The sequence below is a fragment of the Halorubrum sp. Hd13 genome, from assembly GCF_002252755.1.
Taxonomy (GTDB): Archaea; Halobacteriota; Halobacteria; order Halobacteriales; family Haloferacaceae; genus Halorubrum.
The window spans coordinates 1-15,047 of record NZ_NHOY01000037.1 but is presented as its reverse complement, the minus strand read 5'-3'; the positions used below and the strand labels follow the sequence as shown (position 1 = coordinate 15,047).

Genomic DNA, 15,047 nt, shown 5'->3' with positions numbered 1-15,047 from the left:
CGGCGACCGCCTACCGCCGCGCCCACGCCAGCATGCGCTCGTAGAACGGCTCCGAGCCGAGCGCGCCGGCGTCGCCGACGAGCGTCAGCTGTTTTTTCGCCCGCGTGAGCGCGACGTTCATGCGGCGGTGGTCCTCGAATATCGGCCCGTCGAGGTCGCCCGTCGCGACCAGCGAGACGACGATCACCTCCTTCGAGGAGCCCTGGAAGCGGTCGACAGTGTCGACCGTGACGGGGGTCCGCTTGCCGATCTCAGCGACCTGCGCGCGGAAGGGGGCGATGACGCCGACGTCGTCGGGGTCGACGCCGGCCGCGAGGTAGGCGTCGACGATCTCCGCGACGCGCTCGGCCTCCCGGACGTTCCGGTTGCCGTCGCGGGTCCCGTCCGGGTCGACGAAGCTCACGCCGCCGGCGAGCGCGTCCGGGAGGGCCGCGGGGTCGACGCCGAGGTCGCGGAGGGTCTGACCCGCGACTTCGGGGGTCGCCGGGCGGAGCGCGCCGTCGTAGAACTCCGCGGAGGCGAACGCCTGGATGCGCTGGCTCATCCGGTACTGGCGGTCGAGCATGACGCTCGCGTCGGGGTACGCCTCGATGAGACGCTGGAAGAGCGACGTCCGGAGGTCGTTCTCGGCGCGGACGACGGGCGGGAGCTGCTCGTGGTCGCCGACGAGGACGAACCGGTCCGCGAGGTTGATCGCGGCGTGGGTTCCCGGCTCCGTGAGCTGGGAGGCCTCGTCGACGAGGGCGACGTCGAACTCGCACTCGCGCATCACGCGGGAGCCGCAGGCCGCGGTGGTGGCGGCGACGACGGGCGCGTCCCGCAGCTCGGCGGCCTTCGCGTTCGGGTCGCCGCGCTGGACGAGGCGCACGTCCTGCATGTCGCCGCGGACGCCGGTCTCGGTACCGACGCGGAGCACGTCGCCGAACCCCTGATCGCGGAGCGCCTCCAGCGCGTTGTCGACCGCGCGGTTGGTGAACGCCGAGAGCAGCACCCGGTTGCCCTCCTCGACGAGCGCGCGGATCGTCCGGGCGATGGTGTACGTCTTCCCGGTGCCCGGCGGGCCGTGGATCAGCGCGCAGTCCTCGGCGTCGACGGCGAGCTCGACGGCCTCGTTCTGGGCCGCGTTGTTTCCGATGTAGGCGTCGGGGGCGTCGGACGCCCCGGAGACATCGCCGCTCCCGGGCGTTCCGGCCGGTCGCTCGCTCTCCGCACGGAACTCGGGCTCGCGCCGCTCGAACAGGACGTCTTTCCGCCGATCGCTCCCTTTTAAGATCGCGTCGTGGAGCGCGGTGAGCGAGCGGTCGACCGAGATCTCGGAGGGGTAGACGTCGAGCCGCCGGAGCTCCACCGGCTCGTCGGTCTCGACGACGACCTCGTCGCCCAGTTCGGTGATGCGGCCGAGCTCGGCGTGTCCCCCGACCGGGTCGCCGTCGCTCGCGAGCGCCACGTCGCCCTCGCGGAGCTTCGAGACGGCGTCGCCGGGCTTCCGAGCGCGGAGCTCCCACCGGGCGTCGTCGATCTCCGTCTGCGAGACCGGCTCCAGATCGATGAGCGCGCGGTCGTCGGCGGCGCGCTCCGCGGGCGTCTGCTCCCACAGCTTCCGGTACTCGGCGTGGGTCTCGCGGCGCTCCTCCTCCAAGGCGACGTAGAAGCGGTCGAAGTAGTCGCGCTCCTCGTCGGGGACCGGATTCCCGACCGACCCCGCCTTCGACTCTTGGTCGAGGCGGCCGGAGACGACCATGCAGGTGTCCTGCTCGAAGCAGTACTGGCACTTGGCGTCGGCCTCGTACCCCGTGGGAACGGTCGGGCGCTCGCCGGGGTCGTTGAGCGCGCGCCACTCCATCGCCGCGAGGGCGTTGCGCTCGCGGACGACGAACTCCAGCAGGCCCCGCCCCACCGAGAACTCCTTGGCGGGCGCGAGGTCGCCAGACTCCTCGTTGCGGTCGAGGGCGGTGTTCTTCGTGTACAGCAGGGTCCCGATGTCGGGGTCGACGCCGCGCTCGTCCAGCATGAGGGCGTAGCAGGCCGCCTGGATCTTGTCGTGGAAGCGCGGCTCCCGTTTGGTGTTCTTCCCGGTCTTCAGCTCCACGGGGGTCCCGCGGCGGAGCGCGTCGGCGCGCCCCTTCAGGCCGAACGTCGACGAGATGAGGGTGAACTCCGACCGCCACGTGTCCTCGTCCGAGAGCGTCCCCTGCGCGAGCCACCCCTCGATCGCCGCCGCGTTCCGGCGCACCTCGTCGGCGACCTCCTCGGGCTCGTAGCCCAACAGCCCGAGTTCGAGGCCGGCCTCCTCGACGCGGTCCGCGACCGACGCCTCCAGATCCATCCCGCGCAGCAGGTCGCCGAACACCTCGTGGACGACGGTCCCCTTGACCACGGGGTAGTTGAGCGGGATCCCCGAGAGCTTATTTAAATAGTACATCCGCGGGCACTGCACCCACGAGCGGATCCCGGTCACGTCGACGAGGAAGTCGGGTTCGAGCACGACCCACGAGTCGCCCGTGGTCGCGTACCCGACCTCGCCGCCGAACTCGTCCTCCTCGGCGTCGGTGACGAGCAGTTCCATGCCCGTCTCGGCGTGTTCCGCGGTCTCCGCCCACTTCCCCCACAGCGTCACGTCGACCGGGTCGCCCGCGCCGCGCTCGGGCCGGATCCGGAGCTCGCGGAGCTCTCGGTCCCCGTACGACGTCGACACCGTCCGCGCCTCCCCGACGGAGAGGATCGGCCCCCGAACGTTCACGGCCGCCATCGGCGGCGCCCCGGAAAAACGCTGTCGGTGGGGGTATCGGTGCCGTCGCGGTCGGCGCCGTCGCGGTCGTCTCCGTCGCGACCGACACGCTCATGCGGCTCTCCCCGCTACGTTACGCCGACATGCGCGTACGAGACTGGGACGACATCCTCGCCGACGTCGCGAGCGACTCGACCGATCCGGACGGCTGGCGGGCCGTCGCCGGCTCCCGGCGCGAGGGGCTCGGCGAGGACCTCTACTTCGGCCACCCGAGCGTCGGCGTCTACCACCTCAAGACGTACGCGAAGAACCCGCGCGACCTCCGCGGCGTCGGCGCGCGGGTGGCCCGCAAGGTCGACGACGAGCTCGACCCCCTCCTCCCGAACGAGGGGTCTGACGGCCGGTTCGCGGTCCGGTCGCCGCCGGAGGACGAGGAGGCGGCGAAGGACGTCGCGACGCGGCTGCGCGAGACGCTGAAGGTCCACGCCGAGGCGCCGACGGACCCCGACCACCTGTTCGAGGACGTGATGGAGGCGATCGACTCGCCGGCGTTCGGTCCGATGGACTACCGGTTCGACGGCCGACCGGACGAGCTCGATGAGCTCTCCGACACGTTCGACGAGGCCGAGGAGCTCCTCTCCTCGGAGCTGGAGGATCTGATCGACGAGGACGACGTCGACCGCGGCTTCCACTGAGTCCGGCGGGCCCGAGCCCTCGTCCGGCGCGAAGCGGCCACAAACGTCTTCACCGAACGCCGGCCACTGTCGGTATGGCCTCCCCGCCTCGACGCTCCCTCCGAGCGATGGCACTGGTCGCGCTCGTCCTCGCGGCCGGCTGTACGGCCCTGCCCGTCACGGACGGACAGGCGTCGGGCCCGGAATCGACGGTGGAGAGCTTCTCGTACCCGTCCGGGTGGTCACAGGACGGGATCGCGGACCTCTCCGTCGCGCTGCGAACGCACGACGAGACGCTTCGCAACACCTCCCGCCGCAGTCGCATGGTCACCGCCGACGGTGACGCCAACCGAACGGTCGTGCGGACCTTCGACGCCGGGAACGACACCGTCTCGATACGGTGGTCGGACACGGAGTTCGGCCGCACCCTGCGCCACTACCTCAGCGCCGAGGGCGTGTTCGCGTACGACCCGGCGACGGAGGAGCTGACTCGGAACCCCGGCGAGAACTGGACCCCGGCCGAGGTGGCTTTTCACGACGGGGTCCGACGGCCGCTGACGGCGCTCGAACTCGACGCCACCGAGACGGTCACCGTCGAGGGGCGGACGGCCGTCAGGTACAACGTGACCGGTATCGAAGACCCCGGCGACGTTCCGGCGGACGACGCGAGCGGGCACGTCGTCGTCACCGAGGCGGGGTACATCGCGGCGTACGACGTCACGAGGGGGAACGACGATTTCTCCCTCCGGACCGCGTACGAGGTCACCGAGTTCGGGAACGCGACAGTGACTCGACCGGCGTGGCTGCCCGAGGAGTAGCGCCCGCGTCAGCCGTCGACTCGCTCCGGCTCCTCTCTGGTCAGTTCGCTCTCCACGTCGCCCGTGTTCCGCGTGCCGGCCGGCTCGAAAAGCAGTATGTGCGCCTCCGGCTCGGCGACCGGGCGGTGTTCGGTCCCGCGGGGGACGACGATCAGTTCGCCGGCCTCTAGGACCGCGTCGTCGTCGCCGCGGAACTCGATCCGGAGCCGCCCCTCCGTGACGAGGAACAGCTCGTCGGCGTCGGCGTGGCTGTGCCAGACGAACTCGCCCTCGGCCTTCGCCAGCTTCACCGCCTGTCCGTTCAGCTCGCCGGCGAGGTGCGGGTTCCACCGCTCGTCGATGGACTCGAACGCGTCCGCGAGGCTTACCTTCTCCATGCGGCTTCGTGGGCGCTTCACGGTTATAAACGACCGCGGCGGCACTCAGTAGTGCCAGGGGTGGTCGCGGAACTCGGGCTCGCGCTTCTCGAGGAAGGCGTCTCTCCCCTCCTGCGCCTCGTCGGTCATGTACGCCAGCCGCGTCGCCTCGCCGGCGAACACCTGCTGGCCGACCATGCCGTCGTCGGTCATGTTGAACGCGTACTTCAGCATGCGCATCGCGGTCGGCGACTTCCTCGTCATCTCGTCGGCCCACTCCAGCGCCGCCTCCTCCAGCTCCTCGTGCGGGATCGCCTCGTTGACCATCCCCATGTCCGCGGCCTCCTCGGCGGAGTAGGTCTTCCCGCGGAAGAACACCTCGCGGGCCTTCTTCTGGCCGATCTGCTTCGCGAGGTAGGCGGAGCCGAACCCGCCGTCGAAGGAGGCCACGTCGGGGTCGGTCTGGAGGAACTTCGCGTGCTCGTCGCTGGCGAGCGTCAGGTCGCAGACGACGTGTAGCGAGTGCCCGCCGCCGACCGCCCAGCCGGGGACGACCGCGACGACCGGCTTCGGCATGAACCGGATCAGCCGCTGGACCTCCAGGATGTGGAGTCGCCCGGCGCGCGCCTCCTTGACGAGCGGGTCGTCCTCGTCGCCGGCCTCGTCGCCGTCGCGGTACTCGTAGCCGGAGCCGCCCCGCACGGACTGGTCGCCGCCGGAGCAGAACGCCCAGCCGCCGTCCTCCTCCGAGGGGCCGTTGCCGGTGAGGAGGACGCAGCCGACGTCCGCCTGCTTGCGCGCGTGGTCGAGCGCGGCGTACAGTTCGTCGACGGTGCCCGGTCGGAACGCGTTCCGGACCTCGGGGCGGTCGAACGCGATCCGGACGACCGGGACGTCGACGCCGCGGTGATAGGTGACGTCGTCGAACTCGTCGGTCACCCGCTCCCACGCGTCGGGGTCGAATATCTCCGAGACCATGCGCCGCAATTGACGGCCGACCGCATAAACGGCGGCGGATGCGCCGCGTGGCCGCGCCCCGCAGTAAATATTGCGTCGACCTGTGAGAGGTCTCTTTCGACTATGTGCGTGTCAGAACTCATCAAACGTCCATATTCTCCGTTTCGACCGACTCTCGACCGTCATCGGAATACGCCTTCGTTGCTGGTGACGCGGGGGTGTTGCCCGGGGAGCCCGTTTATACCGTATGCACGGAACACGCGCGCCGACCTCGCGTCGGTCCTTCCTCGCCGCCGCGGGCTCCTCCGCGACGCTCGGGCTCGCCGGCTGTCTCGGCGGCGGCGGCGGACTCGACGAGCTGACGGTCGCACACATGCCGATATACCCCGACCTCCAGTGGTACGTGATGGAGGGCGAGGGGTACTTCTCCGAGATCGACGCCGAGGTCACCGGGAAGGAGTTCACCGACGGCCCGGCGATCGTGCAGGCGTTCGGCGGCGGCGACATCGACGTCGCCATGTTCGGGATCGTGCCGGCGATGATCGTCATCGACCGCGACATCCCCGCGCAGGTGACGGCCGCGAACATCCGCGAGCCGATGGGGATCATGACCGCGGAGTCGTTCCACGAGCCCTTCGAGGCGGAGGGCGGCGACGCGTTCGCGACCTGGGCCGAGGAGAACGGCGGCCCCTTCCGCTTCGGCACCTTCCCGCAGGGGAGCGTCCCGGACGTGCTGCTCCGCTACTGGCTCCAAGAGAACGGCGTCGATCCCGAGTCGAACGAGCACGTCGAGATCATCGAGATCAACGGGGCCAGCGCGGTCTGGCAGGCGATCGCCAACGGCGAGATCGACGGTACCTCCATCATGGAGCCGGTGCCGACGATAGCGCAGGCGGAGGGGTCGTCCGTGACGATGCTCCGGACGGCCGCGCAGATCCTCCCCGGCCAGCCCGCGGCGGTCACGCTGATGAGCGACGCCGTCCGCGAGTCGCCGCTGGCCGCGCAGTTCGTCGAGCAGCACGTCCGCGCCACCGAGTTCATCGGTGAGAACCCGGACGCGACCGCCGGACACGTCGAGTCGGGGATCGGGATGCCGGCCGACCGCGCCCGGCGCGCGCTCGACTCGCCGCTGTCGAACTTCGTCACCGACCCCCGCGAGATCGTCGAGGCGACCCCGGTGTTCTCCGAGTTCGCCGCGAACAACGGGCAGATCGACGAACAGCTGTCGAACGAGACGATCTTCGACTTCGACGTCTACGACTCGCTCTGATGGCGACCGACACCGGCAGCCGGTTCGACGGGAACGAACTGCGCATCGGCCTCGGCCTCGACGACCCGCGCCGGCTCCTCCGCGGCGCGGCCGGCGTCGTCGGGTTCCTGGTCGTCTGGCACCTCGTCTCGCTCACCCAGCCGGCGTACGTGCTGCCGTCGCCGGCGGCGGTCGGGGACGCGTTCGCCGAGGAGCTCGCCTCCGGCACGATGACGACCGCGCTGTGGTCGAGTGTCCGACACTGGATCCCGGGGACGATAGTCGGCACCGGACTCGGCGTCGCCGCCGGCGTCGCGTTCTCGTGGAACGGGCTCCTCGACGACGTGACCGCCCCGCTCGTCAGGACGCTCCGGCCGGTCCCGCCGCTCGCGCTGATCGGCTTCGCGATCGCGTGGTTCGGGATCAACGACGCCGGCGCGGCCTTCATCATCGCGGTCGGCGCGTTCTGGATCAACTACTACGCGGCGTACGAGGCCGTCGAGGGGGTCTCGGAGGACCTGCTCGACGTGGGCCGCACGCTCGGGGTCCGCGGCGACCTCGACATGGTCCGGTCGATCGTCCTCCCGGCCTCGCTGCCGGGGATCCTCACCGGGATCCGGACCGGGCTCGGACGCTGCTGGATGCTCGTGGTGGCCTCCGAGATATTCGGCGTGCCGGGCGTCGGCCGCGAGATCCTGCGCGCGAGCAACAACCTGCTCGTCGACACCGTGATCGCGTACATCCTCGTGTTGAGCCTGATGTACCTCCTCGTCGACGTGGCGTTCCGCGCGGTCCAACGGAGGGTGTTAGTGTGGCGGGCGTGAACGAGGGGCCGACCACGGGCGACGACAGCACGGGCGCGATCGCCGGAGAGTCCGGCGTCGTCGTCGACGGCGTCGGCAAGACGTACGACGGCGACGGGAACCCGGTCCGGGCGCTCGACGACGTCTCCTTCGGGGTCGACGGCGGCGAGTTCGTCTGTCTCGTCGGCCCGTCCGGCTGCGGGAAGACGACGCTGTTCCGGATCATCGCCGGGCTCACCGGGGCCACCGACGGGCAGGTCCGCCTCGCCGGCGCCCCGGTCACCGGGCCGACGACGGACATGGGGGTCGTCTTCCAGGAGTACCACCTGTTCCCGTGGCTCACGGTCGAGGAGAACGTCGGCTACGGGCTCGAACGGAGCGACCGGTCCGAGGCGGAGCGCGCGAGTCGGGTCGACGAGATGCTCGAACTCGTCGGGCTCTCGGAGTTCCGGGAGTCGTACCCGAAGTCGCTCTCGGGCGGCATGAAACAGCGCGTCGCCATCGCGCGGGCGCTCGCCGTGGACCCGGAACTGCTCCTGATGGACGAGCCGTTCGGCGCGGTGGACGCGCAGACGCGGGAGATGCTCCAGCGGGAACTGCTCGACGTGTGGGCCTCGACCGGAAAGACGGTCCTGTTCGTCACTCACGACGTCGCCGAGGCGGTGACGCTCGCCGACCGGATCGTCGTGATGGCCGCCGAGCCGGGCCGCGTCGCTGAGGTCGTCGACGTCGGCGTCGATCGGCCCCGAGAGCGCGGCGACCCGGCCTTCGGGGAGCACGTGGCCCGCGTCCGGGAGCTGATCGGCGCGCGACCGTAGTCGGTCGCTCCTCGTCCCGGCGGCTCTTCTCTCCTCTCCCCTCCCTCGTCGGCTACTCTCCACCTTCGGGCGGCTCCGCTCCGTCGGACTCGTCGGCGGCGGCGGCCAGTTCGTCGATGCGGGTCCGGACCACCGACAGCGTCGCGTCGGCGTCGGCGTACCCCTGATCGTAGTCGTTCAGCGCGGACTCGGTCTCGTCGAGGAACCGCTCGACCGCGGCCTCGATCGACTCGTCGCTCATGGACACCGGTTCGCTCTCCGGGCCGTTATACTTCAGGACTCGGGGCGCACCGCACGCCGTTCGCGCCGGCTCGCCCGGATCGGAACCGACCGAGCGTTTTATAATGCGAGCAACAGTATTGTACAGTATGAGAAATATTGATAACCGTCGCGCGACGGTTCTGCCGGGGTGGGGACGATGACCGGGAAGTCGGCGGTGCTCGCGACGGACCTCTCGACGGCGAGCGAGTCGATGATCCAGTCGGAGACCGGGCTGAACTGCCTCGAACAGATCGGCGTCGACCGGATCCACCTCGTGACGGTCGTGCCCTCCAACGTCCACTCGGGGATGCCAGGGATGGGGTTCGAGAAGCGCCGGAAGGAGGCGCTTCGCCGCTACAGTTCGACGGTCGAAGACGCCGGGTTCGACGTCGAGACGCACGTCGTCCGCGGGACGCCGCACCGACGGATCAACGGGGTCGCGGGCTCCGTGAACGCCGACCTGATAATGGTCGGTTCGCGCGGGAAGAGCCCGCTCGAGAACCGCGTGATCGGGTCGACCGCGCGCAACCTCGCCCGCACGACGGTCGTGCCGCTCATCGTCGACCGCATCGAGCGCGGCGTCGAGGAGCCCGAGACGGTCCGCCGACACCTGTTCAAGCGAACGCTGTTCGCGACGGACTTCTCTGAGAACGCCGAGCGCGCGTTTCGGTCGTTCGAGTACCTCCGGCACGCGACGAAGGAGGTCACGCTAGTCCACGTCGAGTCGCCGAAAGACGACACGGGCGAGGGCGCCGACCCGCAGGACCGCCTCGACGACCTCGCCAACCGGCTGGACGAACTGGAGCTCGACGCCCGCACGGAGATCCGCCGCGGCGACCCCGCGGACGAGATCCTCGCCGCAGAGGCGGAGCACGACCCGAGCACGCTGATGATCGGCTCACGGGGTCGCAGCCGGCTGCGCCGACTGCTGCTCGGCAGCGTCTCCGAGGAAGTGGTCGCCCGGGCGACGGGCAACGTCTTCCTCGTGCCGCCGCCGCGGTCGGTGTGACCTCGCCGCGCGCCGCACGCCGCGGACGAGCCGTCGGCCGCGTCCGCGGCGGGTGCTGAATGCTGTTGTATAGTACGCGCACAACTACGTCTCAGGAGCGTGCCGTGCGACCGACCGCCCCGTGCCGGATCCGCACGGGCGTCGATACGATCCGCCTCGGTCGGCCTCTCGGCCGGAGCGTTCGGCGACCGCTCAGCGACGCCGCAGCGCGTAGGTCGCGTAGCCGACGGCGGCGAGCAGGCCCGTCGAAAGCAGGCTCCCGTACACGGCCGGCGAGACGTCGACGTAGCCGCCGAACGGGTTCGTCAGCGCGAATACTAGGACGGTGAGGGCGATAGCGATGAGGATCCCCACCGCGCCAAACGCCTTGAAGGCCGTGTCGAGGTCTAAACCACGCGATTCGGGTCCGGTCGAATGACTCATACCACCTGATACTGACTCGATAGGTAAATGGGTACGAGGGCGTTCCCACGCCCGGAGAATGCGTGGACGGGCCGGATTCGGGTCGCGGCGCGTCGGACGGACTCGCAATCCCTCGTCAATAGTTACTATCATCGTCGATAATTTACGCGCAGCTGTTTTCCCTCCGATCCGTCGACGCCAGATCAGATGACGCATACGCGATCGCTGACGACAGTCTCACGTCGCCGGGTCGTCGCCGGAGTCGGCGCCGCGGCGGCCGGCGGCCTCGCCGGGTGTCTGGGCGGCGACCCCGGCGACGGTTCGACTTCGGCCGGAGACGGAACGAACGCGGCGACGACGGCCGACGAATCGGCGATCGGCGACGCGAGCGACGCCAGCGCGACGGTCGGCATGATCTACGCGCTCGGCGGACTCGACGACCGATCGTTCAACGACGCCGCCAACAGGGGGATCCAACGCGCGCGCCTCGACCACGACGTGGCGTTCGCGAACGAGGAGCCGAGCGCGTTCCCGGAGCTTCGGAGCACGCAGGCGTCGCTGTCGGAGTCGAACGACCCCGATTACGACCTGATCTGTTGTGTCGGGTTCCTCCAGGCGGACGGCCTCTCGGCGGTCGCGAGCGAGCATCCGGACCAGCGGTACGCGATCGTCGACTCCGCCGTCGACCGCGACAACGTGGCGAGCTACGTGTTCCGCGAACACGAGGGGTCGTTTCAGGCGGGTCACCTCGCCGGGCTGGTGACGGGCCGCGACGTGTCGGTCGGGGCGGGATCCACCGTTCCCGACGAACGGACCGTCGGCTTCGTCGGCGGCGTCGAGTCGGACCTCGTGCGCAAGTTCGAGGCCGGCTACCGCGCCGGCGTCGACCACGCGGCCGCGGACGCGTCGACGCTCGCCACGTACGTCGGCGCATTCGACGACCCCGAGAGCGGGTACGCCGCCGCAGCGGAGATGTACGATCAGGGCGCCGACGTGGTGTATCACGCGGCCGGCGGGAGCGGCCTCGGCGTGTTTCAGGCCGCACAGGAGTACGGCCGGTACGCGATCGGCGTCGACTCCGACCAGTCGCGGAGCAACCCGCGGTACGCGGACGTGATCCTCGCGTCGATGGTGAAACGCGTCGGTACCGCCGTTTACGACGCCGCCGAACGGACCATCGACGGCGACCTCGGCACGGGTGAGACGGCCGCGCTCGGCCTCGCCGAGGACGGCGTCGCGCTCGTGTACGGCACGTCGCTCGGGCCGGTGATCCCGGACGACGTGCGCGCCGCGATCGCCGCGTCCGGCGACCGGATCGTCGCCGGCGACCTGTCGGTCCCCTCGGACCCGGAGGAGTTGAACTGATGGCTCCCGGAGTCATCGACCGGCTGGCGCGGGCGGCGAGTCGGGTCCTTCCCGACGCGGTCCGGCGACGGTACGCCGCCAAGTTCGCGCTCGCGTTCCTCGTCGTGGCGGCGGTCGTCGTCGCGGGCGGCGCGTTCACTTACCTCCAGACCGGAGAGACCGTGGAGGCCGACGCGACGACCCAACTGGCCGAGACCGGCGGCCTACAGGCCGACGCGATCGGCTCGTGGACCGAGCGGATGAGCACGGAGACCCGATCGATGTCGGCAGCCGACGCGCTCCGGTCGGACCGGCGCGCGCCGGCGTACATCCTGTTGAAAGACGAGCTGCTCTCCGACGACATCGTCAGCATCCACCTCGTCGACTCGGGGGAAGACCGGGTCGTCGCAAGCACGGAACAGCCGTTGGAGGGCCGCGCCCCGAGCGACCTCGACGCGCCGTGGAGCGACGCCGACGTCCCGGAGGGCGTCGGGAGCGACGACCGCGTCTGGCGGTCGGCTCGCTCGTACCGGTCGCCCGTGCTCAACGACCGGCCGGTGATGGCGTTCGCCAGCTCCGTGCCGCGGGCCGACGGTCGGTACCTCGTCGTGGTGACTCGCATCCAGCCGCAGCTCGAACGGATCCAGAACACCGACACCGGCGAGGAGACGATGATCCTCAACGCCGCCGGGCAGACAGTCCTCGACATCGACGGCACGGTCGACGAGGGCGAACACGCCGACGCCGTCGAGACGGTCCGAGAGGGGAACGCAACGACCGCGACGCGGATCGGCGACGGTCAGGTCCACGCGTACGCGTCGGTCCCCGACACGGACTGGGTGGCGGTCACGAGCGTCGACCAGTCGACGGCCTTCGCCGTCCGGAACGACGTGGGGGACTCGGTGCTGCTGCTGCTCCTCCTCACGCTCGCGTCGCTGGGTATCGTCGGGGCCGTGCTCGGTAGCCGGACGGTCGTCCCCCTCGCGCGGCTGCGAGACCGCGCCGAGCGCATCGAGTCGGGCGACCTCGACGTCGACCTGACGACCGGCCGGATCGACGAGATCGGTCGCCTGTTCACGAGCTTCGGCGAGATGCGGGACGCGCTCCGCGAGCGGATCGCCGAGGCCGAGACCGCGGCAGACGAGGCGGAGGCGGCTCGCGAGGAGGCCGAGGCCGTCACCCGGGACATGGAAACCCGCGCGGCCGACTACAGCGAGGTGATGGGAGCGGTCGCGGACGGCGATCTCACCCGGCGGATGGACCCCGACGCGGACCGCGACGCGATGCGGGAGATCGCCGAGGAGTTCAACGACATGGTGTCCCAGCTGGAACGGACCACCGCGCGGGTCGCCGCCTTCGCCGCCGAGGTCGACGACGCGAGCGCGGAGCTCGCGACCGGCGCCGACGAGGTCGAGACCGCGAGCGGGACCGTCAGCGAGCAGATCCAGGAGATCGCCGACGGGGCGGTCAGACAGGACGAGCGGCTCGACGCGGTGAGCGGCGAAATGAGCGACCTCTCCGCGAGCATCGAGGAGGTCGCGTCGTCGGCCGCGTCCGTCGCGGAGACCGCGGAGGCCGCCTCGGAACGCGGCGCGACCGGGCGCGAGGCCGCCGCGGAGGCGCTCGACGAGATGGACGCGATCGAGGAGCGCTCCGCGGCCGCGGTCGAGCAGATGGAGTCGCTCGACGACCGCATGGACGAGATCGACGAGGTCGTCGAGTTCATCACCGACGTGGCCGAGCAGACGAACATCCTCGCGTTGAACGCCTCCATCGAGGCCGCCCGCGCCGGCGAGGCCGGCGAGGGCTTCGCGGTCGTCGCCGACGAGGTCAAGGACCTCGCGGAGGAGACGCAGGAGGCGGCCGCCGAGATCGAGTCGCAGATCGACGCCGTCCGCGGGGAGGCGGACGAGACAGTCGACGACATCCGCGAGACGAACGCGCGGATCGACGAGGGGTCCGACACCGTTCGCGAGGCGTCGTCGTCCCTCGAGGCCGTCGTCGACGCGGTCGAGGAGACGAATCACGGTGTCCAGGAGATAAGCGAGGCCGCCGAGGACCAGGCCCGGTCGACCCAGCGCGCGGTCGAGGGGGTGGAGGACGTCGCCGAGGTGAGCGGGGAGGTCGCCACCGGCTCCGAGCAGGTGTCCGCCGCCGCCGAGCAGCAGACGGCGACCGTCACCACGATCGCCGAAAACGCCGACCGGCTCCGGGAGCAGGCCGAGGCGCTCTCGGAGTCCGTCTCGGCCTTCGAGGTCGACGTGGACCCGGACGATATCGAGAGCGAGACGGACGGCGAGAACGCCGGGCAGGGCGGGGTCGGCGGCGACGACCGAACCGGACACGGCCTCGCCGCCGACGGCGACGGACGAGACCGGTCGGCCGACGAACGCTAGTCCCCGCTCTCGGGGTGGCCTTCGACGATCGCAACGCCGGAGGAGGCGCCGATCCGCGCTGCGCCCGCGTCGAGCATCGCTTTCGCCTCCTCGTATGAGCCGACGCCGCCGGAGGCCTTCACCGGGAGGTACTCGCTCATCAGTTCCACGTCGGCGACGGTCGCGCCGCCGTCGGCGAAGCCCGTCGACGTCTTCACCATGTCGGCGTCGGCCTCGACGGCGGCCTCGCAGGCGCGGCGCTTCTCGTCGTCGGTCAGGAGCGCGGTCTCGATGATCACCTTCACCGGGACCGGCACCGCGGCGACCACGTCGGAGATCTCGGCGGCGACGACGTCGTCCTCGCCGGCCTTCAGGCGGCCGACGTTGATCACCAGGTCGATCTCGTCGGCGCCGTCCTCCCACGCGCCGACCGCCTCGTCCCGCTTCGCCTCCGGCGCGTGCTGACCGTGGGGGAACCCCGCGACGGTCGCGATCGTCGACGGGGCGTTCCCGTAGTCGGCCGCCTCTGCGACGTAGCAGGGCGGGATACAGGCGTTCATCCCGTGGTCGGCCGCCTCGTCGAGGACTGCCTCGACGTCTCTCCAGATCGTCTCCGGTCCGAGCACGGTGTGGTCGATGCTGGCGGCGAACGCGTCGCGGTCCATGCCGTCACGGTCTGCGCGACCGGTAAAAGGCGTACCGACCCCGGACGGGAACCGATTCGCGAGCGGTCCCAGCGGGCGAGACGCCCGCGTCAGCTCTCGATCTCGATCTCCGTTCCGGTCATCGCGGCGTCGACGACGACGGGCAGCCGAACGCTGAGGATGCCGTTCTGATACGAGGCATCGATGGCCTCCTCGTCGACGGTCTTCGGGAAGCGGAACCGACGGTGGTAGGTCCGGCGCATGCCGCGCTGTTCGTCCTCGCGTTCGGCGGCGACGTTGAGGACGCCGTCGTCCCACGAGGCCGTGATCTCCTCGGGATCGAACCCGGGGAGCTCTATGGAGAGGACGAACTCGTCCTCCTCCTCGTACAGTTCGTAGTCGTTACCACCGGTTTCGAACAGTCGGTTCGGGAAGTCGAACCCCTGCGTCCACGAACTGGTCGGCGTCGGCAGAGCCATTGCTCATCACCTCGAATGCAATTAATTATAGGGTAGCGATTCTATATGAATGTTTTGAATCATGCGGATTGTTTGCAATACTATAGCGGTGGTGTGGAGGGAGCGGAGGGGCTGTCTCTTATACACATCT

15 protein-coding genes are annotated in these 15,047 nt (G+C 70.2%); 8 read left to right on the top strand and 7 right to left on the bottom strand.

Annotation, left to right across the window (positions count from 1 at the left end; all coding sequences use genetic code 11):
- Positions 1-10: 10 nt before the first annotated feature.
- Positions 11-2,740 carry an AAA domain-containing protein gene (locus DJ81_RS04680; protein ID WP_094588805.1) on the bottom strand — a complete coding sequence of 910 codons (2,730 nt, stop codon included), beginning with the start codon at positions 2,738-2,740 and terminating at the stop codon, positions 11-13.
- Between the two features lie 131 nt (positions 2,741-2,871).
- Between DJ81_RS04680 and DJ81_RS04675 the strand changes: the two genes are divergently transcribed.
- Positions 2,872-3,423 (top strand): hypothetical protein, encoded by a 552-nt coding sequence (locus DJ81_RS04675; protein WP_094581194.1) that lies wholly within the window; start codon positions 2,872-2,874, stop codon positions 3,421-3,423.
- Positions 3,424-3,530: 107 nt separating this feature from the next.
- Positions 3,531-4,220, top strand: coding sequence for a hypothetical protein (locus DJ81_RS04670; protein ID WP_249269076.1), 690 nt, complete (start codon positions 3,531-3,533; stop codon positions 4,218-4,220).
- 8 nt (positions 4,221-4,228) lie between these two features.
- On the opposite strand, the gene DJ81_RS04665 is transcribed toward DJ81_RS04670, so the two are convergent.
- Together DJ81_RS04665 and DJ81_RS04660 are read right to left on the bottom strand one after the other, a co-directional pair.
- Positions 4,229-4,597: a cupin domain-containing protein gene (locus DJ81_RS04665; RefSeq protein WP_094523491.1), complete on the bottom strand. Its 369-nt coding sequence runs from the start codon at positions 4,595-4,597 to the stop codon at positions 4,229-4,231.
- A 45-nt stretch (positions 4,598-4,642) separates the two neighbouring features.
- Positions 4,643-5,554 carry a 1,4-dihydroxy-2-naphthoyl-CoA synthase gene (locus tag DJ81_RS04660; protein WP_094588704.1) on the bottom strand — a complete coding sequence of 304 codons (912 nt, stop codon included), beginning with the start codon at positions 5,552-5,554 and terminating at the stop codon, positions 4,643-4,645.
- A 226-nt stretch (positions 5,555-5,780) separates the two neighbouring features.
- Here DJ81_RS04660 and DJ81_RS04655 point away from each other — a divergent pair, with 226 nt between their 5' ends.
- Genes DJ81_RS04655 through DJ81_RS04645 form a run of 3 tightly spaced genes read left to right on the top strand, consistent with a single transcriptional unit; the run spans position 5,781 to position 8,403 of the window.
- Positions 5,781-6,803 (top strand): ABC transporter substrate-binding protein, encoded by a 1,023-nt coding sequence (locus DJ81_RS04655; protein ID WP_094523495.1) that lies wholly within the window; start codon positions 5,781-5,783, stop codon positions 6,801-6,803.
- Positions 6,803-7,606 (top strand): ABC transporter permease, encoded by an 804-nt coding sequence (locus tag DJ81_RS04650; protein ID WP_094523497.1) that lies wholly within the window; start codon positions 6,803-6,805, stop codon positions 7,604-7,606. The genes DJ81_RS04655 and DJ81_RS04650 overlap by 1 nt, the downstream gene beginning before the upstream one ends.
- Positions 7,594-8,403: an ABC transporter ATP-binding protein gene (locus tag DJ81_RS04645; protein ID WP_094523499.1), complete on the top strand. Its 810-nt coding sequence runs from the start codon at positions 7,594-7,596 to the stop codon at positions 8,401-8,403. Before DJ81_RS04650 ends, DJ81_RS04645 begins: the two co-directional genes overlap by 13 nt.
- A gap of 52 nt (positions 8,404-8,455) precedes the next feature.
- On the opposite strand, the gene DJ81_RS04640 is transcribed toward DJ81_RS04645, so the two are convergent.
- A complete protein-coding gene (locus DJ81_RS04640) occupies positions 8,456-8,644 on the bottom strand; it encodes a hypothetical protein (RefSeq protein ID WP_094523501.1) in 189 nt (62 codons plus the stop codon).
- 177 nt (positions 8,645-8,821) lie between these two features.
- Here DJ81_RS04640 and DJ81_RS04635 point away from each other — a divergent pair, with 177 nt between their 5' ends.
- Positions 8,822-9,673: a universal stress protein gene (locus DJ81_RS04635; RefSeq protein ID WP_094588803.1), complete on the top strand. Its 852-nt coding sequence runs from the start codon at positions 8,822-8,824 to the stop codon at positions 9,671-9,673.
- A gap of 192 nt (positions 9,674-9,865) precedes the next feature.
- Here the strand turns inward: DJ81_RS04635 and DJ81_RS04630 are convergent, their stop codons facing one another.
- Entirely contained in the window at positions 9,866-10,096 is a 231-nt protein-coding gene (locus tag DJ81_RS04630; RefSeq protein ID WP_094523503.1) for a hypothetical protein, read from the bottom strand.
- Between the two features lie 186 nt (positions 10,097-10,282).
- Between DJ81_RS04630 and DJ81_RS04625 the strand changes: the two genes are divergently transcribed.
- Positions 10,283-11,440, top strand: coding sequence for a BMP family protein (locus DJ81_RS04625; protein WP_094526866.1), 1,158 nt, complete (start codon positions 10,283-10,285; stop codon positions 11,438-11,440).
- The gene (locus DJ81_RS04620) at positions 11,440-13,815 is read left to right on the top strand and encodes a methyl-accepting chemotaxis protein (protein ID WP_094523507.1); all 2,376 of its coding nucleotides are present in this window, start codon (positions 11,440-11,442) and stop codon (positions 13,813-13,815) included. The genes DJ81_RS04625 and DJ81_RS04620 overlap by 1 nt, the downstream gene beginning before the upstream one ends.
- Here the strand turns inward: DJ81_RS04620 and deoC are convergent.
- Positions 13,812-14,459, bottom strand: a complete 648-nt coding sequence (gene deoC / locus DJ81_RS04615) for a deoxyribose-phosphate aldolase (protein WP_094588702.1) — start codon at positions 14,457-14,459, stop codon at positions 13,812-13,814. The two genes, DJ81_RS04620 and deoC, sit on opposite strands and share 4 nt — an antisense overlap.
- A gap of 89 nt (positions 14,460-14,548) precedes the next feature.
- On the bottom strand, positions 14,549-14,917 hold the full coding sequence (locus tag DJ81_RS04610) for an Hsp20/alpha crystallin family protein (protein WP_170938243.1): 369 nt from the start codon (positions 14,915-14,917) through the stop codon (positions 14,549-14,551).
- Between the last annotated feature and the right edge of the window lie 130 nt (positions 14,918-15,047).